At 68.5% G+C, this 19,873-nt stretch carries 20 protein-coding genes; 17 read left to right on the top strand and 3 right to left on the bottom strand.

The window, feature by feature from the left end; translation table 11 throughout:
• Window positions 1-40: 40 nt before the first annotated feature.
• From ACSFBM_RS01975 to ACSFBM_RS01965, 3 genes are all read left to right on the top strand, one after another.
• Entirely contained in the window at window positions 41-1,054 is a 1,014-nt protein-coding gene (locus tag ACSFBM_RS01975; protein ID WP_435440605.1) for an AAA family ATPase, read from the top strand.
• Window positions 1,055-1,164: 110 nt separating this feature from the next.
• On the top strand, window positions 1,165-2,163 hold the full coding sequence (locus tag ACSFBM_RS01970) for a DUF58 domain-containing protein (RefSeq protein ID WP_435482897.1): 999 nt from the start codon (window positions 1,165-1,167) through the stop codon (window positions 2,161-2,163).
• Entirely contained in the window at window positions 2,160-3,197 is a 1,038-nt protein-coding gene (locus ACSFBM_RS01965; protein WP_435440603.1) for a VWA domain-containing protein, read from the top strand. The genes ACSFBM_RS01970 and ACSFBM_RS01965 overlap by 4 nt, the downstream gene beginning before the upstream one ends.
• Before the next feature lie 7 nt (window positions 3,198-3,204).
• Here ACSFBM_RS01965 and ACSFBM_RS01960 read toward each other — a convergent pair whose 3' ends face one another.
• Entirely contained in the window at window positions 3,205-3,780 is a 576-nt protein-coding gene (locus ACSFBM_RS01960) for a TetR/AcrR family transcriptional regulator (protein ID WP_435482896.1), read from the bottom strand.
• 140 nt (window positions 3,781-3,920) lie between these two features.
• On the opposite strand from ACSFBM_RS01960, the gene ACSFBM_RS01955 reads away from it, so the two are divergent.
• On the top strand, window positions 3,921-4,724 hold the full coding sequence (locus tag ACSFBM_RS01955; RefSeq protein ID WP_435482895.1) for an SDR family NAD(P)-dependent oxidoreductase: 804 nt from the start codon (window positions 3,921-3,923) through the stop codon (window positions 4,722-4,724).
• On the opposite strand, the gene ACSFBM_RS01950 is transcribed toward ACSFBM_RS01955, so the two are convergent.
• Both ACSFBM_RS01950 and ACSFBM_RS01945 read right to left on the bottom strand, forming a co-directional pair.
• Window positions 4,706-5,362 (bottom strand): TetR/AcrR family transcriptional regulator, encoded by a 657-nt coding sequence (locus tag ACSFBM_RS01950; protein WP_435482894.1) that lies wholly within the window; start codon window positions 5,360-5,362, stop codon window positions 4,706-4,708. The two genes, ACSFBM_RS01955 and ACSFBM_RS01950, sit on opposite strands and share 19 nt — an antisense overlap.
• A gap of 64 nt (window positions 5,363-5,426) precedes the next feature.
• Entirely contained in the window at window positions 5,427-6,038 is a 612-nt protein-coding gene (locus ACSFBM_RS01945) for a phenylacetic acid degradation protein PaaY (protein WP_435482893.1), read from the bottom strand.
• A gap of 170 nt (window positions 6,039-6,208) precedes the next feature.
• Between ACSFBM_RS01945 and ACSFBM_RS01940 the strand changes: the two genes are divergently transcribed.
• From ACSFBM_RS01940 to paaZ, 13 genes are all read left to right on the top strand, one after another.
• Complete coding sequence (locus ACSFBM_RS01940) at window positions 6,209-7,012, top strand: enoyl-CoA hydratase-related protein (protein WP_435482892.1); 804 nt, start codon at window positions 6,209-6,211, stop codon at window positions 7,010-7,012.
• 3 nt (window positions 7,013-7,015) lie between these two features.
• Window positions 7,016-7,459, top strand: a complete 444-nt coding sequence (gene paaI / locus ACSFBM_RS01935) for a hydroxyphenylacetyl-CoA thioesterase PaaI (protein WP_435482891.1) — start codon at window positions 7,016-7,018, stop codon at window positions 7,457-7,459.
• A 14-nt stretch (window positions 7,460-7,473) separates the two neighbouring features.
• Window positions 7,474-8,784, top strand: a complete 1,311-nt coding sequence (gene paaK / locus ACSFBM_RS01930; RefSeq protein ID WP_435482890.1) for a phenylacetate--CoA ligase PaaK — start codon at window positions 7,474-7,476, stop codon at window positions 8,782-8,784.
• A gap of 33 nt (window positions 8,785-8,817) precedes the next feature.
• A complete protein-coding gene (gene paaA, locus ACSFBM_RS01925) occupies window positions 8,818-9,828 on the top strand; it encodes a 1,2-phenylacetyl-CoA epoxidase subunit PaaA (protein WP_435482889.1) in 1,011 nt (336 codons plus the stop codon).
• The gene (paaB, locus tag ACSFBM_RS01920; RefSeq protein WP_093123531.1) at window positions 9,825-10,121 is read left to right on the top strand and encodes a 1,2-phenylacetyl-CoA epoxidase subunit PaaB; all 297 of its coding nucleotides are present in this window, start codon (window positions 9,825-9,827) and stop codon (window positions 10,119-10,121) included. The genes paaA and paaB overlap by 4 nt, the downstream gene beginning before the upstream one ends.
• 17 nt (window positions 10,122-10,138) lie before the next feature.
• Window positions 10,139-10,930 carry a 1,2-phenylacetyl-CoA epoxidase subunit PaaC gene (gene paaC, locus ACSFBM_RS01915; RefSeq protein ID WP_435482888.1) on the top strand — a complete coding sequence of 264 codons (792 nt, stop codon included), beginning with the start codon at window positions 10,139-10,141 and terminating at the stop codon, window positions 10,928-10,930.
• Between the two features lie 20 nt (window positions 10,931-10,950).
• Window positions 10,951-11,469, top strand: coding sequence for a 1,2-phenylacetyl-CoA epoxidase subunit PaaD (paaD, locus tag ACSFBM_RS01910; protein WP_435482887.1), 519 nt, complete (start codon window positions 10,951-10,953; stop codon window positions 11,467-11,469).
• 16 nt (window positions 11,470-11,485) lie between these two features.
• Entirely contained in the window at window positions 11,486-12,580 is a 1,095-nt protein-coding gene (gene paaE / locus ACSFBM_RS01905) for a 1,2-phenylacetyl-CoA epoxidase subunit PaaE (RefSeq protein ID WP_435482886.1), read from the top strand.
• A 46-nt stretch (window positions 12,581-12,626) separates the two neighbouring features.
• Window positions 12,627-13,772, top strand: coding sequence for an ABC transporter substrate-binding protein (locus tag ACSFBM_RS01900; RefSeq protein ID WP_435482885.1), 1,146 nt, complete (start codon window positions 12,627-12,629; stop codon window positions 13,770-13,772).
• 201 nt (window positions 13,773-13,973) lie between these two features.
• Complete coding sequence (locus ACSFBM_RS01895) at window positions 13,974-15,002, top strand: branched-chain amino acid ABC transporter permease (protein WP_435482884.1); 1,029 nt, start codon at window positions 13,974-13,976, stop codon at window positions 15,000-15,002.
• Window positions 14,999-16,912: a branched-chain amino acid ABC transporter ATP-binding protein/permease gene (locus ACSFBM_RS01890; protein WP_435482883.1), complete on the top strand. Its 1,914-nt coding sequence runs from the start codon at window positions 14,999-15,001 to the stop codon at window positions 16,910-16,912. Before ACSFBM_RS01895 ends, ACSFBM_RS01890 begins: the two co-directional genes overlap by 4 nt.
• Complete coding sequence (locus ACSFBM_RS01885; protein WP_435482882.1) at window positions 16,909-17,640, top strand: ABC transporter ATP-binding protein; 732 nt, start codon at window positions 16,909-16,911, stop codon at window positions 17,638-17,640. The genes ACSFBM_RS01890 and ACSFBM_RS01885 overlap by 4 nt, the downstream gene beginning before the upstream one ends.
• A gap of 153 nt (window positions 17,641-17,793) precedes the next feature.
• Window positions 17,794-19,854, top strand: a complete 2,061-nt coding sequence (gene paaZ / locus ACSFBM_RS01880) for a phenylacetic acid degradation bifunctional protein PaaZ (protein WP_435482881.1) — start codon at window positions 17,794-17,796, stop codon at window positions 19,852-19,854.
• Window positions 19,855-19,873 lie beyond the last annotated feature (19 nt).

Genomic DNA, 19,873 nt, shown 5'->3' with positions numbered 1-19,873 from the left:
TTCTTCGTTCCGTCTACGAACCTCCACGAAAGCCTTTCGCATGAGCACAGAGACTTCCAACTCCACCGCCGCCGGAACCGCCGAACTGATGGAGCAGATCCTCTACGAGGTCAAGCGCGTGGTCGTGGGCCAGGACCGCTTCCTGGAGCGTGTGATGGTCGCCATGCTCGCGGGCGGGCACCTGCTGGTCGAAGGCGTGCCGGGGCTGGCGAAGACGCTCACCATCAAGACGCTGGCCGACACCGTGCGCGGCCATTTCAAGCGCATCCAGTTCACGCCCGACCTGGTGCCGGCCGACCTGGTGGGGACGCGCATCTACAACCAGAAGACGGGCGAATTCAGCACCTCGCTGGGCCCGGTGTTCGCCAACCTGCTGCTGGCCGACGAAATCAACCGCGCGCCGGCCAAGGTGCAGAGCGCACTGCTCGAGGTGATGCAGGAGCGCCAGGTCACCATTGCCGGTGAAACGCACAAGGTGCCGCGCCCCTTCCTGGTCATGGCCACGCAGAACCCCATCGAGACCGAAGGCACCTACCCGCTGCCCGAGGCGCAGGTCGACCGCTTCATGATGAAGGTGCTGGTCGACTACCCGACCGACGAAGAAGAGTTCGTGATCGTGCAGCGCGTGATCGGCCCGCCGGTCGAGGCCACGGCGGTCGCCACCACCGAACAGCTCGCGGCGCTGCAGGCCGAGACGCGGCGCGTGTATGTGGACCCTTCGCTGATCCAGTACGCCGTGAAGCTGGTATCTGCCACCCGCACGCCCGAGAAGCACGGCCTGAAGGACCTGCGCCGCTTCATCACCTTCGGGGCCAGCCCGCGCGCCAGCATCAGCCTGACCGAAGGCGCGCGTGCCCTGGCCATGCTGCGCGGGCGCAGCTATGCGCTGCCCGAGGACATGACCGCGCTGGTGCCCGACGTGCTGCGCCACCGCGTGACGCTTTCCTACGAAGGCCTGTCCGAAGGCCTGACGCCCGACAGCCTGATCGAGAAGATCATGCGTGCCGTCCCCGCTCCTCCCAAACCCCTGGAACATGAAAAGCTGGTGGCCTGAAATGAGCACACCCCCAGTCTTCGCGCACTTCGTGTCGCTACGCCTTCCCCCTTGCAGGGGGCAACACCTGCGGTCCGGCAAAGCCGGTTCCGCGGTGTGCCCTGAATCGCATGAAAAGCTGGTGGCGTAAGGCCCCTGCGGCCGCGAACGACGAACGGCTCGCCGCCGAAGCGGCGGTGGCCGGGGGTGCCGAGCGCGCGCTGCGCCGGCTCGAGTGGACCGTGATCCGCCGGCTCGACGGCCTGCTGCAGGGCGACTACCGCACGCTGATGCGCGGCGCCGGCCTCGACCTGGCCGACCTGCGCGAATACCAGCACCACGACGACGTGCGCCATATCGACTGGAACGTCACCGCGCGGCTGCAGACGCCCTACGTGCGCGTGTTCACCGAAGACCGCGAGATGGCCGCCTGGTTCGTGCTCGACCTGAGCCGCTCGGTCGACTTCGGCTCGGGCCTGAAGGCCAAGCGCGAGATTTCCGCCGGCTTCGTCGGCGTGCTGGCGCGGCTGCTCACGCGGCACGGCAACCGGGTCGGTGCGCTGGTGTACGGCAACGACCTCGAGGCGGTGATTCCGCCGCGCAGCGGACGCCGCCACGTGCTGCACCTGCTGCATTCGATGGAACGGCGCGCCGACCAGGCCCACGCCGTGCCCACGCAAAAAGGCATGACGCGGCTGGACGACCTGCTCAAGTCCGCCGCCAACCTGATGCCGCGGCGCTCCACCGTGTTCGTGGTCTCCGACTTCCTGAGCGAACCCGGCTGGGAAAAACCGCTGGGGCAGCTGGTGCAACGCCATGAAGTGATCGCCGTGCGCCTGTTCGACCCGCTGGAACTCGAGTTGCCCGACCTTGGCCTGGTGCCGCTGAGCGACGCCGAGACCGGCGAGCAGCTCTGGGTCGACACCCACGACAGCGGCTTTCGCAAGCGCTTCGCGCGCCTGGCGGCCGAGCGCGAAAGCACCCTGCGTGCCGCGCTGGCCAAGGCCGGCGTCGATGCACTCGAGCTGTCGACCAGCGACGACCTGGTCGAGGCCATCGTTCGTTTTGCCGATCTGCGCAAGCGCCGCACGCGCATCGGCTCCGCAGGCGCGAAGGCGGTGGCAGCATGAACTTTCTCTGGCCTCAATTCCTCTGGCTGCTGGCGGCGTTGCCGCTGCTGGTGCTGCTGTACCTCTGGCTGATTCGCCGCAAGAAGAAGATGGCGGTGCGCTACGCCAGCCTGTCGATCGTGCGCGAGGCCATGGGCCCCGGGCAGAGCCTGCGGCGCCACCTGCCGCCGCTGCTGTTCCTGCTGGCCATGGCCGCGATGCTGATCGCCGCGTCACGGCCCATGGCGGTGGTGGTGCTGCCGTCGAATCAGCAGACCATCATCCTGGCGATGGACGTGTCCGGCAGCATGCGCGCGGCCGACGTGCTGCCCAACCGGCTGGTGGCGGCGCAGGAGGCGGCCAAGAGCTTCATCAAGGACCTGCCGCGCAGCGTGAAGGTGGGCATCGTCGCCTTCGCGGGCAGCGCGCAGGTGGCGCAGTTGCCCACCACCAACCACGAAGACCTGGTGACTGCCATCGACAGCTTCCAGCTGCAACGTGCCACCGCCACGGGGAACGCCATCGTGGTGTCGCTGGCCACGCTGTTCCCGGACGCGGGCCTCGACGTGGAGCAGTTCAACGCACCGAGCCGCCAGCGCGGCGCGGCCATCGACCAGTCGGAGAAAAAGCTCAAGGACTTCACGCCCGTGGCGCCCGGCTCGTTCACCTCGGCCGCGATCATCATGCTGACCGATGGCCAGCGCACCACCGGCGTCGACCCGCTCGACGCCGCCAAGGCCGCGGCCGACCGCGGCGTGCGCATCTACACGGTGGGCGTGGGCACTGTCGACGGCGAGACCATCGGCTTCGAAGGCTGGTCGATGCGCGTGCGGCTCGACGAGGACACGCTCAAGGCCATCGCCAACAAGACGAATGCCGAGTACTTCTACGCAGGCACGGCCAGCGACCTGAAGAAGGTCTACAACACGCTGAGCTCCAAGCTCACCGTGGAGAAGAAGGAAACCGAAATCTCCGCGCTCTTCGCGCTGGGCGCGGCGGTGCTCACGCTGCTGTCGGCGGGGCTGTCGCTGCTGTGGTTCAACCGCATCCTCTAGGCGCCTTCTAGGCCTTGGGCGCGGCTTGCAGGCCGGCGAGCACCTCGCGCAGGATTTCTTCCGACAGGGCCTCGTCGTCCACGGCGCGGGCCAGCACCACGCCACCGTACATCGACGCCAGCATGCGGATCGCGTCGCCCCGTGCGTTCTTCTTCGCGCGCCACGGAAAGTTCCTGGTGAAGCGGTCGATGACCGACTGGAGATAGGTCGTCAGCGGCACGCTGATGCCCCCGCTGCTCTCGGTTCCCGACTGCGCCGCAAACGCCGCCACCAGGCAGCCATCGGCACGACCATCGCGGTGGTCGGGGCTCAGGTAGTCCCGCACATAGGCGCGCATGCCTTCGGGCGTTTCGCCGGCCGCATCGAGATCGGTCAGTGCGGCGCTCCCGGAATGGGCGATGCACTCGGCCATGAGCGCTTCTTTCGAATCGAAGTGGTTGTAGAAGGGCCCGTGCGTGAGGCCCGTGGCTTTCATGATTTCGCTCACGCTCACGCCGTCGAAGCCGCGCTCCTTGAACAGGCGCGAGGCCTCGGCAAGGATCTTCTGGTGCTTTTCGGCGGTTTCCGCTGCGGGGTATCGCATGTGACCTCTTTCCGTTCCTGGGTACTTCGTAGGCTGGCTTGACGTTAAGCATGATAGTCATCATGCTTCAACGCGCCAAACATGATGGTCATCATGCTTAAAGCCACATCCCCCTGACCCTACCTTTGAATGGAATCGAAATGAGCGAACAAGCAACCCTCGGCACCGCCGTCGTCACCGGCGCCTCGGCCGGCCTGGGCAAGATCTACGCGGACCGCCTGGCGCGCCGCGGCCACGACCTGGTGCTGGTGGCGCGCCGCGCCGACCTGCTGGAAGAAGTCGCGGTCGCCCTGCGCACCAGGTACGGCGTGAAAGTGCAGACGCTCACCGCCGACCTGGCCACCGACGACGACCTTGCGCGTGTGACCCACGTCCTGGCCACAGACGCCTCGGTCACGCTGCTGGTCAACAACGCCGGCCTCTCGACGCTGGCGCCCGTCGCGCAGACCACCACCGCGCAACTGCAGAGCATGCTGGACGTGAACCTCAACGCCCTGGCGCACCTGAGCCACGCCGCGCTGGCCGCCTTCAAGGCACGCAACCGCGGCACGCTGGTGAACATCGGCTCGGTGCTCGGCTTTCACACACTGCCCATCAGCAGCATCTACAGCGGCACCAAGGCCTTCGTGGTCGCGTTCACGCGCGGGCTGCAGGACGAGGTGGCGGGCACCGGCGTGAAGGTGCAGTTGGTGCTGCCGGCAGCAACGGCCACCGACATCTGGGAGCTCTCGGGTGTGCCGATGTCGGCGCTGGCCGAAGGCACCATCATGGCCGCCGAAGATTGCGTGGACGCCGCCCTGGCCGGCCTCGACCTGGGCGAGCCGATCACCCTGCCGTCGGTGAACGATGCCGCCCTCCTCGCGACTTTTGTCGATGCGGGCGCCAAGCTGTTCGCCGCATCGCAGACCAGCAAGCCGGCGGCGCGCTACCTGGCGACGGCGTGATCGGCAGGATCGGTCTGGGCGGCCTCGATGGCCGCGTAGTCCGGCGACTTCACCGCGCCGATGCCGCCCAGGAACAGGTCGGCCACGATCGGCGCGATGGCCGCGTGGTCGAGCTTTCCGTTCGGCTTCATCCAGGTGAACATCCAGTTGATCATGCCGAACAGCAGCATGGTCAGCGGCTTGGCCAGGTCGTCGCTCGGCGTGCCCGGGCGCAGCGCCGCCACCGCGCGCGCAAAGCCCGCGACCACCTTGCGCTCCTGGTCGAGCACGCGCTCGCGGTCGGCTTCTTCCAGAAAGCGCACGTCGTCGGTCAGCACGCGGTGCGCGTCCTGCGCGCCGGCATATTCCTCGACGATGCGGTAGATGAAGCGGCGCAGGCGCTCCTCGTCGGTCTGCGTCGAGGCTTCTTCCTCGGCCACCAGGGCCGCCAGCTTGGAGACATGCGTCTCGGCGATGCTGATCAGCAGGCTGCTCTTGTCCTTGTAGTAGTGATAGAGCGTCGCCTTCGAGAGCCCGCAGGCCTCGGCCACCTGGTTCATCGAGGTGGCCGGATAGCCGCTGCGCGCGAACAGCTGGGCGGCCTGCGCCAGGATCAGTTCACGCTGGTCGTCGTAGGTGGCGGATCTTCCACGCGGCATCGGGTCGGGTTCCTGGGTTGGAAGGTTGAGGGCAACGCGCAATCTTGCACGAAGCCCGGCGCGGTCAGCCGCCCTCGCCTCGCTTGGTGGCAATGAGCGAGCGCACCTCGGCCTGCGGCAGGCGCGGGCGGCCCGCCTCCACCTGCGGCAGCGGCGCCACCTCATGCAGGCTCGCGAGGCTGCGCACCGTGAGCGCCTGGTAGGTCCGCGTGCCTTCCAGCTTCCACGCGATTTCGTCGTCGCTCAGTTCGCGCTTCACCTTCGCCGGAATGCCGGCGACCAGCGAGCGCGGCGGCACCTTCATGCCGGCCGGCACGAAGGCGCAGGCCGCCACGATGGCCTTCTCGCCGATCTCGGCCTCGTCCATCACCACCGCGTTCATGCCCACCAGCGCGTCACGCCGCACGATGCAGCTGTGCAGGATGGCGCCGTGGCCGATGTGGCCGTTGACCTCCACCACGGTGTCGTTCTCCGGAAAGCCGTGGATGCAGCAGTGGTCCTGCACGTTGGAGCCCTCCTCCAGCACGATGCGCCCGAAGTCGCCGCGCAGGCTGGCGCAGGGGCCCACATAGCAACGCGGGCCGACGATCACGTCGCCGATCAGCACGGCCGTGGGGTGCACGTAGGCGCTCGGGTCGACGACGGGAATCACGCCGTCGATGGAATAGCTGGGCATCCGGTCTCCTTGTTTCGTGGGGTGCGCGCGTTGGCGGTGCGAGGCCTAGGGTTTGCCCTAAACCGCCGCCGCTTGTGCTGTCATCGAGGTCGATCCTAAAATCAACCGAACGGTCGGTCAATAGTGTTTGCATGTCGATCGACCTCCCACGAAGGATGAAAGAGACACGCATGACTGAGCCTTTGGTACTCATCAGCAACGCCGGCGCGGTGCGCACGCTGAGCCTCAACCGCCCCGCGGCGCTCAACAGCTTCACGACCGAACTGCACGCCGAACTGCTGGCGGCGCTCGAGTCGGCCGCGCGCGACGATGGCGTGCGCTGCGTGGTGCTCACGGGCGCCGGCCGCGCTTTCTGCGCCGGGCAAGACCTGGCCGACCCCTCGGTCGCGCCCGACCCCACGCCCGGCGCCGCCCCCAAGGACCTGGGCCACGTCATCTCCACGTACTACGCCCCGCTGGTCGCGCGCCTGCGCTCGATGCCGGTGCCGGTGGTCGCGGCGGTGAACGGCGTGGCCGCAGGCGCGGGCGCGAACCTGGCGTTGTGCTGCGACCTGGTGGTGGCCGGCCGCTCGGCCAGCTTCATCCAGGCCTTCACCAGGATCGGCCTCTTGCCCGACACGGGCGGCACCTGGCTGCTGCCGCGCCTCGTGGGCTCGGCGCGCGCGCTGGGCATTGCGATGCTGGGCGACAAGCTGCCAGCGGAAGAAGCCGCCCGCATCGGCCTGATCTGGCAGTGCGTGGACGACGCGGCACTCACCGACACCGCGGCAGCACTCGCGCTGAAGCTGTCCGGCATGCCCACGCGTGCCCTCGTCGCCACGCGCCAGGCCATGGCCGCCGCGCAGCACATGGACCTGGACACCGCGCTCGCCGAAGAAGCCCGGCTGCAGCGCGACCTGGGCAACGCCGACGACTACCGCGAAGGCGTCGAGGCCTTTCGCGCCAAGCGCGCCCCGGTGTTCAAGGACCGCTGAGCCATGACCGACACCCACCGCACCCCGCAGCAGACCGCCGAGTACGTCCGCGACGGCATGTTCGCCAACGACAACGCCACCCAGGGCCTGGGCATGCGCATCGTCGAGGTCGGCCCCGGCCAGGCCACGCTCGAAATGAAGGTCCGCCCCGACATGCTCAACGGCCACGCCACCTGCCACGGCGGCTTCATGGCCACGCTGGCCGACTCGACCTTCGCCTTTGCGTGCAACTCGTACAACGAGCTGACCGTGGCCTCGGGCTTCTCGATCGACTTCATCGCCCCGGCGCGCGAGGGCGACCTGCTCACCGCGCGCTGCCACGAGGTGTCCAAGGCCGGGCGCACCGGCGTGTACGACACCGAAATCACCAACCAGCGCGGCGAGCGCATCGCGATGTTCCGCGGGCGCTCCTACACGGCCAAGGGCCGCCCCGCTGTCGCAGCCTGAGGAGACACAAACCCATGACCGTGAAACACCCCGCCCCCGGCGACCTCGACCCCATCGAAACCGCCAGCCGCGACGAGATCACCGCGCTGCAGCTCACCCGGCTGCGCGCCACGCTGCAGACCGCCTACGACAACGTGCCCCACTACCGCCAGGCCTTCGACGCCAAGGGCGTGCACCCGAACGACCTGAAGTCGCTCGCCGACCTGTCGAAGTTTCCCTTCACCGTGAAGAGCGACCTGCGCGACAACTACCCCTTCGGCATGTTCGCCGTGCCGCGCGAGAAGGTGGCACGCATCCATGCGTCGTCGGGCACCACCGGCAAGCCGACCGTGGTGGGCTACACGCTGAAGGACATCGACACCTGGGCCGACCTGGTCGCACGCTCCATCCGCGCGGCGGGCGGGCGGCCCGGCGACATGATCCATGTGTCGTACGGCTACGGCCTGTTCACCGGCGGCCTGGGCGCGCACTACGGCGCCGAGCGCGCGGGCTGCACCGTCATCCCGATGTCGGGCGGGCAGACCGAGAAACAGGTGCAGCTCATTCAAGACTTCAAGCCGAACATCATCATGGTCACGCCCAGCTACATGCAGGTGATCATCGAGCAGTTCGAGCGCCAGGGCCTGAGCGCGAAAGACAGCTCTCTGCAGGTCGGCATCTTCGGCGCCGAGCCCTGGACCGAGGCCATGCGCCGCGACATCGAGGCCAAGGCCGGCCTGGACGCGGTCGACATCTACGGGCTGTCGGAAGTGATGGGCCCGGGCGTGGCCAGCGAATGCGTGGAGAGCAAGGACGGCCCCGTCATCTGGGAAGACCACTTCTACCCCGAGATCATCGACCCCGAGACCGGCGAGCTGAAGGCCGACGGCGAAGAAGGCGAGCTCGTGTTCACCTCGCTCAGCAAAGAGGCCATGCCCATCGTGCGCTACCGCACGCGCGACCTCACGCGCCTGCTGCCGCCCACCTCGCGCGCCTTCCGCCGCATGGGCAAGATCGTCGGGCGCAGCGACGACATGATGATCATCCGCGGCGTCAACGTGTTCCCCACGCAGGTGGAAGAAATCGTGCTCGCGCACAAGAGCCTCTCGGGCCTCTACCAGGTGCATGTGAGCCGCGCCGACAAGCTCGACCAGGTCGAGGTGCACTGCGAGCTCAATGCCGCCGACGCCGCCTCGGCCGACCGCGCCGCCATCGGCGAATGGGTGCAGCACCGCGTGAAGACGCTCATCGGCATTTCCACGCGCGTCGTGGTTCACGCGCCCAACGAGATGGAACGCACCCAGACCGGCAAGGCACGCCGCGTGATCGACACGCGCGCGCGCTGAGCCACCCCCACACCCCACCTAAAGGACACCCGCATGTACACCCAAGCGATGGACACCATGGGCAAGGACGCCGGCGACGACAAGAAGAAGGTTGTGCGTTCGGCCGACGAGATGCAGCTCGAAGCGCGCTTCGATGCCCACATCGACGCCGGCGACTTCATCGAGGCGAAGGACTGGATGCCCGAGCACTACCGCAAGACGCTGGTGCGCCAGATCAGCCAGCACGCGCACTCCGAAATCGTCGGCATGCTGCCCGAGGGCAACTGGATCAGCCGCGCGCCCACGCTGAAGCGCAAGGCCATCCTGCTGGCCAAGGTGCAGGACGAAGGCGGCCACGGCCTCTACCTGTACGCCGCGGCGGAAACGCTGGGCACCTCGCGCGACCAGATGTTCGATGCGCTGCACACCGGCAAGGCCAAGTACAGCTCGATCTTCAACTACCCCACGCTCACCTGGGCCGACATGGGCACCATCGGCTGGCTGGTGGACGGCGCGGCCATCATGAACCAGGTGCCGATCTGCCGCTGCTCGTACGCCCCGTATGCGCGCGCCATGATCCGCATCTGCCGCGAGGAAAGTTTCCATCAGCGCCAGGGCTACGAGGCCCTGCTGACGATGATGACCCACGGCACCGACGCACAGAAGGCGATGGTGCAGGACGCGGTCAACCGCTGGTGGTGGCCGTCGATCATGATGTTCGGCCCGCCGGACGACCAGTCGCCCAACTCGGCGCAGTCGATGCGCTGGGGCATCAAGCGCTTCAGCAACGACGAGCTGCGCCAGAAGTTCATCGACGCCGCCGTGGAGCAGGCCGCCATCCTCGGCGTGACCCTGCCCGACCCCGACCTGAAGTGGAACGAAGAGCGCCAGGCGCACGACTCCGGCACCATCGACTGGAGCGAGTTCTGGCGCGTGATCGGCGGCGACGGCCCCTGCAACCGCGAGCGCCTGCAAGCCCGCGTCGATGCATGGGAAGACGGCGCCTGGGTGCGCGAAGCCGCCATGGCGCACGCCAACAAACAACCGATGAAGGAAGCAGCATGAGCACCGAAGCAAAACAAGAATGGCCCCTGTGGGAAGTGTTCGTGCGCAGCAAGGCCGGCCTGGACCACAAGCACTGCGGCAGCCTGCACGCGGCCGATTCGAAGATGGCCATCCAGATGGCGCGCGACGTGTACACGCGCCGCCAGGAAGGCAGCAGCATCTGGGTGGTGCGCTCCGAGCAGATCGTGGCGAGCGACCCGGGGGACAAGGACATGTTCTTCGACCCCGCGGAGGACAAGGTGTACCGCCATCCGACCTTCTACGCGCTGCCCAAGTCCGTGGACCACATGTGAGCAAGGACTGAACTGCCATGCAAGCATCGATCGAACTGAACCGAACGCCCGCCGTGCAGTACCTGCTGCGCATCGGCGACACCTGCCTCGTGCTCGCGCAGCGCCTGGGTGAATGGTGCGGCCATGCGCCCGCGCTGGAGGAAGACATCGCGATGGCCAACATCGCGCTGGACCTCGTCGGGCAGGCCCGCGCGCTGCTGACGCACGCCGGCAAGCTCGAAGGCGCAGGCGGCGACGAGGGCCGAGTGCACGACGAAGACCAGCTGGCCTACCTGCGCGACGAGCGCGACTACTTCAACCTCACCATCGCCGAACTGCCGCGCGGCGACTTCGCCTTCGCCGTCGTGCGCAACACGATGGTGTCGACCCTGCTCAAGCTGCTGTGGCAGCGCCTGGCCACGTCGAGCGACGCCGAAGTGGCGGCCATTGCCGGCAAGGCCGTGAAGGAAGCGCGCTACCACCAGCAGCACTCGGGCGACTGGGTGATCCGCCTGGGCGACGGCACCGAGGAATCGCGCCGCCGCACCGAGAAGGCGCTCAAGCAGCTGTGGCTCTACATGCCCGAGCTGTTCGAGAGCGACGCGGTGGAAGCCGAAGCCAGCGCCAGCGGCCTGGGCCCGGCCTGGAGCGAATTGCGCGAACCGTGGCTTGCGGAGATGCAGCAGGTGCTGGACGCCGCCGGCCTCGCCAGCCCCAAGGAAGCCGCCTTCCGCAGCACCGGCAAGCAGGGCGTGCACAGCGAGCACATGGGTTTCATCCTGGCCGAGATGCAGCACCTGCAACGCAGCTACCCCGGGGGCGTGTGGTGAACACCCACGCCGCGACCGCCATGACCGCCTCGCGCGTCGATGCCGCGTGGGCCGTGCTGCACACCGTGCTCGACCCCGAGGTGCCGGCCGTGTCGGTCTGCGACCTTGGCATCGTGCGCGAGGTGATCGACCACGACGACGGCCTGGAGATCGTGCTCACGCCCACCTACTCCGGCTGCCCCGCGACCGAGGCCATCGAGCACGACGTGCTGGCCGCCATCGAACAGGCCGGCCTCGGCCACGCCCGCGCCACGCTGCGCCGCGCACCCGCGTGGAGCACCGACTGGATCAGCGAGGAAGGCCGCGCCAAGCTCAAGGCCTACGGCATCGCGCCGCCGGCCCACCTCACACCCGAAGCCGCGGCCGGCACCGCCATGCCGATCAAGCTCTTCGGCCGCATCTCCGGCGAGCGCATCACCTGCCCGCGCTGCGCGAGCGAGCGTACCGAGCGGCTCTCGGCCTTCGGCTCGACGGCGTGCAAGGCGCTGTACCGCTGCATGGCCTGCCGCGAACCCTTCGAACACTTCAAGCCGATCTGAGCCCACGATGTCCACGATGAGCACCCTTTTCCATCCCCTGCGCGTGAAGGCCGTGGAGCCCGACACGGCCGAGGCCGTCATCGTCTCCTTCGACGTGCCCGGCGACCTGCAGCAGGTCTTCGGCTTCACCCAGGGCCAGTACCTCACGCTGCGCAAGGACATCGACGGCCAGGACCTGCGCCGCTCGTATTCGATCTGCGCCGGCCTGGACGACGGCGAACTGCGCGTCGGCGTGCGCAAGGTGCGCGGCGGCGTGTTCTCCAACTGGATCAACGCCCACCTGCAGCCCGGCGACGAGGTGCAGGTGATGGCGCCGCAAGGCCGCTTCTTCGTGCCGATCGAGCCGCAGGCCGCGCGCCACCACGTCGGCATTGCCGGCGGCAGCGGCATCACACCCATCCTGTCGATCATGAAGACGGTGCTGGCGCGCGAGCCGCGCAGCCGCTTCACGCTGATCTACGGCAACCGGCAACTGCAGTCCACGATGTTCAAGGAAGAAATCGAGGACCTGAAGAACCGCTACATGACGCGCCTGGTGCTGCAGCACGTGTTCTCCGACGAGCACACCGACTCGCCGCTGGGCTTCGGCGTGATGAACCGCGAGAAGATCGGCGAGTTCCTGAAGAGCGTGGTGCCCGCCGCGCGCATCGACCACGTGTACGTGTGCGGCCCGTTCCAGATGAACGACGAGGCCGAGGCCGCACTGCTCGCGGCCGGCGTGCCCGAGGAACGCATCCACATCGAACGCTTCGGCGTTGCGCTGCCCTCGACGACGTCTGCCGAGCAGGTGGGCGCCGTGGTGCACGAGGCGCTGCCCGGCGACGCCAAGCAGGCGCGCATCACCATCGTGCGCGACGGACTGCAGCGCGAAATCACCTTCACCGAAGGCCAGCCCAGCATCCTCGACGCAGCGTCGGCGGCCGGGCTCGAAGTGCCGTTCTCGTGCACGTCCGGCGTGTGCGGAACCTGCCGTGCCAAATGCGTGGACGGGGAAGTCCGCATGGAAAGAAATTTCGCGCTCGACAAGAATGAAGTGGCTGCAGGTTTCGTACTGACCTGCCAGGCCCACCCACTGACCGAACGCGTCACGCTTTCGTTCGACGAGCGCTGAAAAACCTCAGGCCTCAACCTTTATTCAACCCGGAGACAAACCACCCATGAAATTCTTCAAGCCCCTGCTGATCGCCGCACTGTGCGCCACCGCCGCCGCGGCCTGGGCCGACGTCAATGTCGGCGTGACGGTCTCGGCCACCGGCCCGGCCGCCTCGCTCGGCATTCCCGAGAAGAACACCATCTCGCTGATGCCCAAGACCATCGCGGGCCAGAAGATCAACTACATCGTGCTGGACGACGCGTCGGACACCACCGCCGCCGTGGCCAACACGCGCAAGCTCATCGCCGAGAACAAGGTCGACATCATCCTGGGCTCCACCACCACGCCCAACTCGCTGGCCATGATCGACGTGGCGAGCGAGGCCAAGACGCCGATGATCTCCATCGCCGCGTCGGCCCGCATCATCGAACCGATGGACGCCAAGAAGAAGTGGGTGTTCAAGACGCCGCAGAACGACATCATGATGTCGCTGGCCATTGCAGAGCACATGGCCGCCAACGGCGTGAAGACGGTCGCCTTCATCGGCTTCTCCGACGCGTACGGCGAAGGCTGGTCGGAAGAGTTCGCCAAGGCCGCCGCGCTGAAGAAGATCACCGTGGTCGCCAACGAACGCTACTCGCGCACCGACACCTCGGTGACCGGCCAGGCGCTGAAGATCATGTCCGCCAAGCCCGACGCCGTGCTGGTCGCGGGCTCGGGCACCCCGGCCGCGCTGCCGCAGAAGACGCTCAAGGAGCGCGGCTACACCGGCAAGATGTACCAGACGCACGGCGTGGCGAATGCCGACTTCCTGCGCGTGGGCGGCAAGGACGTGGAAGGCACCTTCCTGCCCGCGGGCCCGGTGCTCGTGGCCGAGCAGCTGCCCGCCACCAACCCGGTGAAGAAGTCTGCGCTGGCCTATGTCACCGCCTACGAAGCCGCCTACGGCAAGGGCACCGTGTCGACCTTCGGCGCGCACGCCTGGGACGCCGGCCTGCTGATGAGCTCGGCCGTTCCCATCGCACTGAAGAAGGCGCAGCCCGGCACGCCGGAGTTCCGCGCCGCGCTGCGCGACGCGCTGGAGCAGACCAAGGAGGTGGCGGGCGCGCACGGCGTGTTCAACACGACCGAGAAGGACCACCTGGGCCTGGACCAACGCGCCCGCGTGATGGTGAAGATCGAAAACAACGCCTGGAAATACCAGCCCTGAGGTCTTTGCCTTGCGCCCTCCCCCGCTGGGGGAGGGCCGGGGTGGGGGCATGACGGCATTGACCTCCGCGCGGCCTTGAACGCGGGTGCTGCCCCCATCCCGACCTTCCCCCAGCGGGGGAAGGAGCAAGACAGCAACGCCCGTTGACTGCGCCTGCCGCTCCCACTGACTCGATACAAGGGCCGAGCCCGAAGGTTTTATATGGATTTGCAGATTGCCCTGTTGCTCGGGCAGGACGGCATCGTGAACGGCGCGGTCTACGGACTGATGGCGCTCGCGCTGGTGCTGGTGTTTTCGGTCACTCGCGTGATCTTCATTCCGCAAGGCGAGTTCGTCGCCTTCGGGGCCCTCTCGATGGCGATGCTGCAGGCCGGCCGCGTGCCGGCCACGCTGTGGCTGCTGCTGGTGCTGGCCGTTGCGGTGCTCGTGGTCGAGTTCTGGCGCTGGAAGCGCGGCGCGGTGGTCGACTGGGCCTCCGCGCTCGCATGGTGCGTGGTGCTGCCTGCGGCCGCCGCCGCGCTGGTGCTGCTGCTCAAGCCCACCTCCATGGCGGGCCAGACGCTCACCACGCTGCTCCTCATCATGCCGCTCGGGCCCCTGCTCTACCGGCTGGCCTACCGGCCGCTGGCGGACGCCAACGTGCTGATGCTGCTGATCGTCTCGGTCGCGCTGCATGGCGTGCTGGTCGGCCTGGGCCTGCTGTTCTTCGGTGCCGAAGGTTCGCGCACCACGGCGTTCTCGGACGCGCGTTTCGACATCGGCGGCATCCCCGTCAGCGGGCAGTCGCTGGTGGTGGTGGGTGTCACGCTGCTGCTGGTGATTGCCATGTTCCTGTTCTTCGGCCGCTCGATGGTCGGCAAGGCGCTGCGCGCCACCGCCATCAACCGCGTGGGTGCGCGGCTCTCGGGCATTCCGACGGAACTGTCGGGTGACCTGAGCTTTGCGCTCGCGGCGCTCATCGGCGCCATCTCGGGCCTGCTGATCGCCCCCATCACCACGGTGTATTACGACACCGGCTTTCTCATCGGCCTGAAGGGCTTCGTCGCCGCCATCGTCGGCGGGCTGGCGAGCTATCCGCTGGCGCTGGCCGGGGCGCTGCTGGTCGGGCAGCTGGAGGCCTTCGCCTCTTTCTGGGCCAGCCCGTTCAAGGAGGTGCTGGTCTTCACGTTGATCATTCCGGTGCTGTGGTGGCGTTCGCTCAACAGCCATCATGTGGAGGACGAGGAATGAGCGCGTCTTCGAACAACCTCGCGGTGTCCGCACCGCCCGAAGGCAAGCCGCTGGTCACGCCGCGCCAGCTCACGCTGGTGTGCGTGGTGCTGCTGGCGCTGGCCTGGGGCTTCCTGCCGGAGTTCACCGTCTCGGTGCTCAGCAACATCGGCCTCTATGCGCTGGTCGCGGCCGGCCTGGTCATGCTGACCGGCGTGGGCGGCATGACCTCCTTCGGCCAGGCCGCCTTCGTCGGCATGGGTGCGTATGCCACCGCGTGGATCTGCACCTCGCCCACGGCCGCAGCCTGGCTGGGCGGCGCGCTGAGCCCGGCGCTGCTGCCCTGGGCCGGCCTGCTGCTGGGCCTGGTGTTCACCTTCGCGCTGGCCTGGGCGCTGGGCGCGGTCACGCTCAAGCTGCAGGGCCACTACCTGCCGCTGTGCACCATCGCGTGGGGCCTGAGCCTGTACTACCTGCTGGGCAACATGGATTTCCTGGGCGGGCAGACCGGCATCACCGGCGTGCCGCCGCTGGTCGTCGCAGGCGTGTCGCTGGCCACGCCGCGCATGCTGGGCGTGGTGATCTGGGCGGTGCTGCTGCTGGCGCTGTGGGCGCTGCACAACCTGCTCGATTCGCGCGAAGGCCGCGCCATCCGCGCGCTCAAGGGCGGGCGGCTCATGGCCGAGTCGATGGGCGTGGACACGGCACGCCATCGCATCAAGCTGTTCGTGCTGGCCGCGTTGCTGGCGGCGGTGTCGGGCTGGCTCTATGCGCACCTGCAGCGCTTCGTGAACCCGACGCCCTTCAACCTGAACATCGGCATCGAGCTGCTGTTCATGGCGGTGGTCGGCGGCGCGGGCCACCTGTGGGGCGCGGTGCTGGGCGCGACGCTCATCACGCTGCTGAAGGAAAAACTGCAGGACGTGCTGCCCGCCCTGCTGGGCACCAGCGGCAACTTCGAGGTGATCGTGTTCGGCCTGCTGATGCTCTTCGTGCTGCAGCGCTTCTCCGACGGCCTGTGGCCCACGCTCGCGCGCCTGGTGCGCCGCTGGGTGCGCGAGGACACGACGGGCAAGGCGCCTGCCGCATCGTCGGCATCGACCCAAACGCCCGCCGTGCAGCTCGCGCAGCGCACCCTGCCCGCCAGCGGCGAGATGCTGCTGCAGGCCAGCGACGTGAGCAAGCGTTTCGGCGGCCTCGTCGCCAACAACGCCATCTCCATGACGCTGAAGGCCGGCGAGATCCATGCGCTGATCGGCCCCAACGGCGCCGGCAAGAGCACCTTCTTCAACATGATCTCGGGCGTGGACGACCCCACCTCGGGCGAAGTGCGCCTGTCGGGCCAGCCGATGGCCGCCAAGCCTTCGCGCGCCTTTGCCGCGCTGGGCCTGGGCCGCACCTTTCAGCATGTGCGCCTGCTGGGGCAGCGCAGCGTGGTCGAGAACGTGGCGCTGGGCGCCCACCTGCGCGCCAGGCGCGGCTGGCTCGCGGCCATGCTGCGGCTGGACCGCGCCGAAGAGGCCGCGCTGATGGCCGAGGCCCGCAGGCAGATCGAACGCTGCGGCCTCGGCGCACATGCCGACACGCCCGCCGCATCGCTGTCGCTGGGCCAGCAACGCGTGGTCGAGATTGCACGTGCCCTGGCCGGCCAGCCTTCGGTGCTGCTGCTCGACGAACCCGCTGCCGGCCTGCGCCACCTGGAAAAGCGCGCGCTCTCCGTGCTGCTGAGCCAGCTGCGCGCCGAAGGCCTGGGCATCCTCGTGGTGGAGCACGACATGGAGTTCGTGATGAACCTGGCCGACCGCATCACGGTGCTCGAATTCGGCACCGTCATCGCCACCGGCACGCCGGCCGAAGTGCAGGCCAACCCGCGCGTCCTCGAAGCCTATCTGGGCGGCGCCGACGACGAACTGCTTGAGGACGCACGATGAGCCACCCCCTGCTTCGACTCGACGACTTCTGCGTCGCCTACCGCACCGTGGAAGCGGTGCACAACGTGCGCCTGCAGGTGAACGAGGGCGAGATCGTCACCGTCATCGGCCCCAACGGCGCGGGCAAGACCACGCTGCTGTGCGCGGCCATGGGCCTGTTGCCGTCCACCGGACAGCTCGCGCTGGACGGCGAGCGCATCGCGCGCCCCGGCGTGGAGACCATGGTGGCGCGCGGCGTGGCGCTGGTGCCCGAGCGGCGCGAGCTGTTCGGCGAGATGTCGGTGGAAGACAACCTGCTGCTCGGCGGCTTCTACCAGTGGCGCAAGGGCAAGCGCGACCAGCGCGCGCGCATGGACGAGATCTTCGAGATCTTCCCGCGCCTGAAGGAGCGCCACCCGCAGATGGCTTCCACGCTTTCGGGCGGCGAACGCCAGATGCTGGCCATCGGCCGCGCGCTGATGGCGCGCCCGCGCCTGCTGATGCTCGACGAACCCTCGCTGGGCCTGGCGCCGCTGGTGGTGCGCGAAGTGCTGCGCGTGGTGTCGCAACTCAGGAGCCACGGCGTGTCGGTGCTGCTGGTGGAACAGAACGCGCGCGCCGCGCTGCAGGTGGCCGACCGCGCCTATGTGCTCGAAATGGGCGCCGTGGCGCTCGAAGGCAAGGCGCGCGACCTGCTGCACGACCAGCGGATCATCGATACGTACCTGGGCATCGGCAAGAAGGATTGACGGTATTTCTTCCTCCCCTTCCGGGGGAGGGCTGGGGTGGGGGCACGCGGCGATCGATCAAGCATCGCGCCGCACCGGCGCCGCTTGCCCCCATCCCCGCCTTCCCCCAAAGGGGGAAGGAGCAAGGCAACACACAGTCAAAGGACACGCACCATGACCACCACCCTCCAAAGCTACATCGCCGGCCGCTGGATCGGCCAGCAGGCCGCGCAGCAGCTGCGCAGCGCCGTCAACGGCCAGCCCGTGGCCAGCACGCACGCCGAGGCGATCGACTTCGCCGAAGCGCTGGCCTACGCGCGCCGCACCGGCATTCCCGCGCTCATGGCGCTCGACTTCCAGCAGCGCGCCGAACGCCTGAAGGCGCTGGCCAGGTACCTGGCCGCGAACAAGGAAACTCTCTACGCCGTCTCGGCCCACACCGGGGCCACGCGCGCCGACAGCTGGATCGACATCGAAGGCGGCGCGGGCACGCTGAGCGCCTATGCCGGCATCGGCACCAACGAGCTGCCCTCGGGCAACCTGGTGCATGAAGGCCCGGCCTTCCCGCTCGGCAAGAAGGGCGGCTTCGCGGGCACGCACATCCTGGTGCCGCGCGGCGGCGTGGCGGTGCACATCGACGCCTTCAACTTTCCCGTGTGGGGCCTGCTCGAGAAGTTCGCGCCCAGCTTCCTCGCGGGCATGCCGTGCATCGGCAAGCCGGCCACGGCCACCAGCTACCTCACCGAAGCCTTGATGCGCCTCATCGTGCAGTCGGGCATCCTGCCCGCGGGCAGCCTGCAGCTGGTCATCGGCAGCACGGGCGACCTGCTCGACCGGCTCGAGGGCCCCGACGTGGTCACCTTCACCGGCTCGGCCGACACGGCCGCCCGGCTGCGCGTGAACCCGAACCTGGTGCGCCAGTCGATTCCGTTCAATGCCGAGGCCGACTCGCTCAACTGCGCCATCCTCGCGCCCGACGTCACGCCCGACGACGAGGAGTTCGACCTCTTCGTGAAAGAGGTGGCGCGCGAGATGACCATCAAGGCCGGCCAGAAGTGCACGGCCATCCGCCGCGCGATCGTGCCGCGCCAGCACCTGGACGCGGTGGCCGAGCGGCTGCGCGCGCGGCTGGCCAAGGTGGTGGTCGGCGACCCGTCGCGCGAAGAGGTGCGCATGGGCGCCCTCGCCTCGCGCGACCAGCAGGCCGACGTGGCCGAACGTGTGGCCACGCTGCTGCAGGGCGCCGAGCTGGTGTACGGCGAACGCGACGGCTTCTCCCCCGTCGGTGACGGCGTGGCCGAAGGCGCCTTCTTCGCGCCCACGCTGCTGCTGAGCCGCAAGCCGCTGGAACACGACGCCGCGCACGACGTCGAGGCCTTCGGCCCGGTCAGCACGCTGATGCCCTATGACGGCATCGACGAGGCGCTGGCGCTGGCCGCACGTGGCCGCGGCAGCCTCGTGGGCACCCTGGTCACGCGCGACCCCGCCATCGCGGCCAGGGCCATTCCGGTGGCCGCCGCATGGCACGGCCGCCTGCTGGTGCTGGAGCGCGAAGCCGCCGCCGAATCGACCGGCCACGGCTCGCCGCTGCCGCAGCTCAAGCACGGCGGACCGGGACGCGCCGGCGGCGGCGAAGAGCTCGGCGGCCTGCGCGCCGTGAAGCACTACCTGCAACGCGCAGCGCTGCAGGGCTCGCCCACCATGCTGGCCGCCATCACCGGCGAACACGTGCGCGGCGCGGCGGTGCGCGAGAGCGAGGTGCACCCCTTCCGCCGCTACTTCGAAGACCTGCGCGTGGGCGATTCGCTGCTCACGCACCGCCGCACCGTGGGCGAGGCCGACATCGTCGCCTTCGGCGGCATCTCGGGCGACTACTTCTACATGCACTTCGACGAGGTGGCCGCAAAGCAGAGTCCGTTCGGCAAGCGCATTGCGCACGGCTACTTCGTGCTGTCGGCCGCGGCCGGCCTGTTCGTGTCGCCGTCGCCGGGCCCGGTGCTGGCCAACTACGGGCTGGACACGCTGCGCTTCACGAAGCCCGTGGGCATCGGCGACACCATCCAGGCGCGCCTGACCTGCAAGCGCAAGATCGACCGCAACAAGAAGGACGCCAGCGGCCAGGGCCAGGGCGTGGTGGCCTGGGACGTGGAGGTGACCAACCAGGACGGCGAGCTGGTGGCCAGCTACGACATCCTGACGCTGGTGTCCAAGAAACCCGACGCACCGGGCGCCTGAGGCGCCATCGGACGGGCAA

Source organism: Variovorax pasteuri (assembly GCF_051216435.1).
Taxonomy (GTDB): domain Bacteria; phylum Pseudomonadota; class Gammaproteobacteria; order Burkholderiales; family Burkholderiaceae_C; genus Variovorax.
Note: the sequence above shows the minus strand (reverse complement) of the source record. Positions and strands in the feature narration are given on the sequence as shown.

Excerpts from the sequence above, each read along its gene's own strand:
- ACSFBM_RS01940 (WP_435482892.1), top strand. The coding sequence starts at position 6,209 with ATGACTGAGCCTTTGGTACTCATCAGCAACGCCGGCGCGGTGCGCACG.
- paaB (WP_093123531.1), top strand. The coding sequence starts at position 9,825 with ATGAGCACCGAAGCAAAACAAGAATGGCCCCTGTGGGAAGTGTTCGTG.
- paaZ (WP_435482881.1), top strand. The coding sequence starts at position 17,794 with ATGACCACCACCCTCCAAAGCTACATCGCCGGCCGCTGGATCGGCCAG.
- ACSFBM_RS01960 (WP_435482896.1), bottom strand. The coding sequence starts at position 3,780 with ATGCGATACCCCGCAGCGGAAACCGCCGAAAAGCACCAGAAGATCCTT.
- paaD (WP_435482887.1), top strand. The coding sequence starts at position 10,951 with ATGACCGCCTCGCGCGTCGATGCCGCGTGGGCCGTGCTGCACACCGTG.
- ACSFBM_RS01890 (WP_435482883.1), top strand. The coding sequence starts at position 14,999 with ATGAGCGCGTCTTCGAACAACCTCGCGGTGTCCGCACCGCCCGAAGGC.
- paaK (WP_435482890.1), top strand. The coding sequence starts at position 7,474 with ATGACCGTGAAACACCCCGCCCCCGGCGACCTCGACCCCATCGAAACC.
- ACSFBM_RS01945 (WP_435482893.1), bottom strand. The coding sequence starts at position 6,038 with ATGCCCAGCTATTCCATCGACGGCGTGATTCCCGTCGTCGACCCGAGC.
- ACSFBM_RS01970 (WP_435482897.1), top strand. The coding sequence starts at position 1,165 with ATGAAAAGCTGGTGGCGTAAGGCCCCTGCGGCCGCGAACGACGAACGG.
- paaE (WP_435482886.1), top strand. The coding sequence starts at position 11,486 with ATGAGCACCCTTTTCCATCCCCTGCGCGTGAAGGCCGTGGAGCCCGAC.
- ACSFBM_RS01955 (WP_435482895.1), top strand. The coding sequence starts at position 3,921 with ATGAGCGAACAAGCAACCCTCGGCACCGCCGTCGTCACCGGCGCCTCG.
- ACSFBM_RS01900 (WP_435482885.1), top strand. The coding sequence starts at position 12,627 with ATGAAATTCTTCAAGCCCCTGCTGATCGCCGCACTGTGCGCCACCGCC.
- ACSFBM_RS01975 (WP_435440605.1), top strand. The coding sequence starts at position 41 with ATGAGCACAGAGACTTCCAACTCCACCGCCGCCGGAACCGCCGAACTG.
- paaC (WP_435482888.1), top strand. The coding sequence starts at position 10,139 with ATGCAAGCATCGATCGAACTGAACCGAACGCCCGCCGTGCAGTACCTG.
- ACSFBM_RS01895 (WP_435482884.1), top strand. The coding sequence starts at position 13,974 with ATGGATTTGCAGATTGCCCTGTTGCTCGGGCAGGACGGCATCGTGAAC.
- ACSFBM_RS01885 (WP_435482882.1), top strand. The coding sequence starts at position 16,909 with ATGAGCCACCCCCTGCTTCGACTCGACGACTTCTGCGTCGCCTACCGC.
- paaI (WP_435482891.1), top strand. The coding sequence starts at position 7,016 with ATGACCGACACCCACCGCACCCCGCAGCAGACCGCCGAGTACGTCCGC.
- paaA (WP_435482889.1), top strand. The coding sequence starts at position 8,818 with ATGTACACCCAAGCGATGGACACCATGGGCAAGGACGCCGGCGACGAC.
- ACSFBM_RS01965 (WP_435440603.1), top strand. The coding sequence starts at position 2,160 with ATGAACTTTCTCTGGCCTCAATTCCTCTGGCTGCTGGCGGCGTTGCCG.
- ACSFBM_RS01950 (WP_435482894.1), bottom strand. The coding sequence starts at position 5,362 with ATGCCGCGTGGAAGATCCGCCACCTACGACGACCAGCGTGAACTGATC.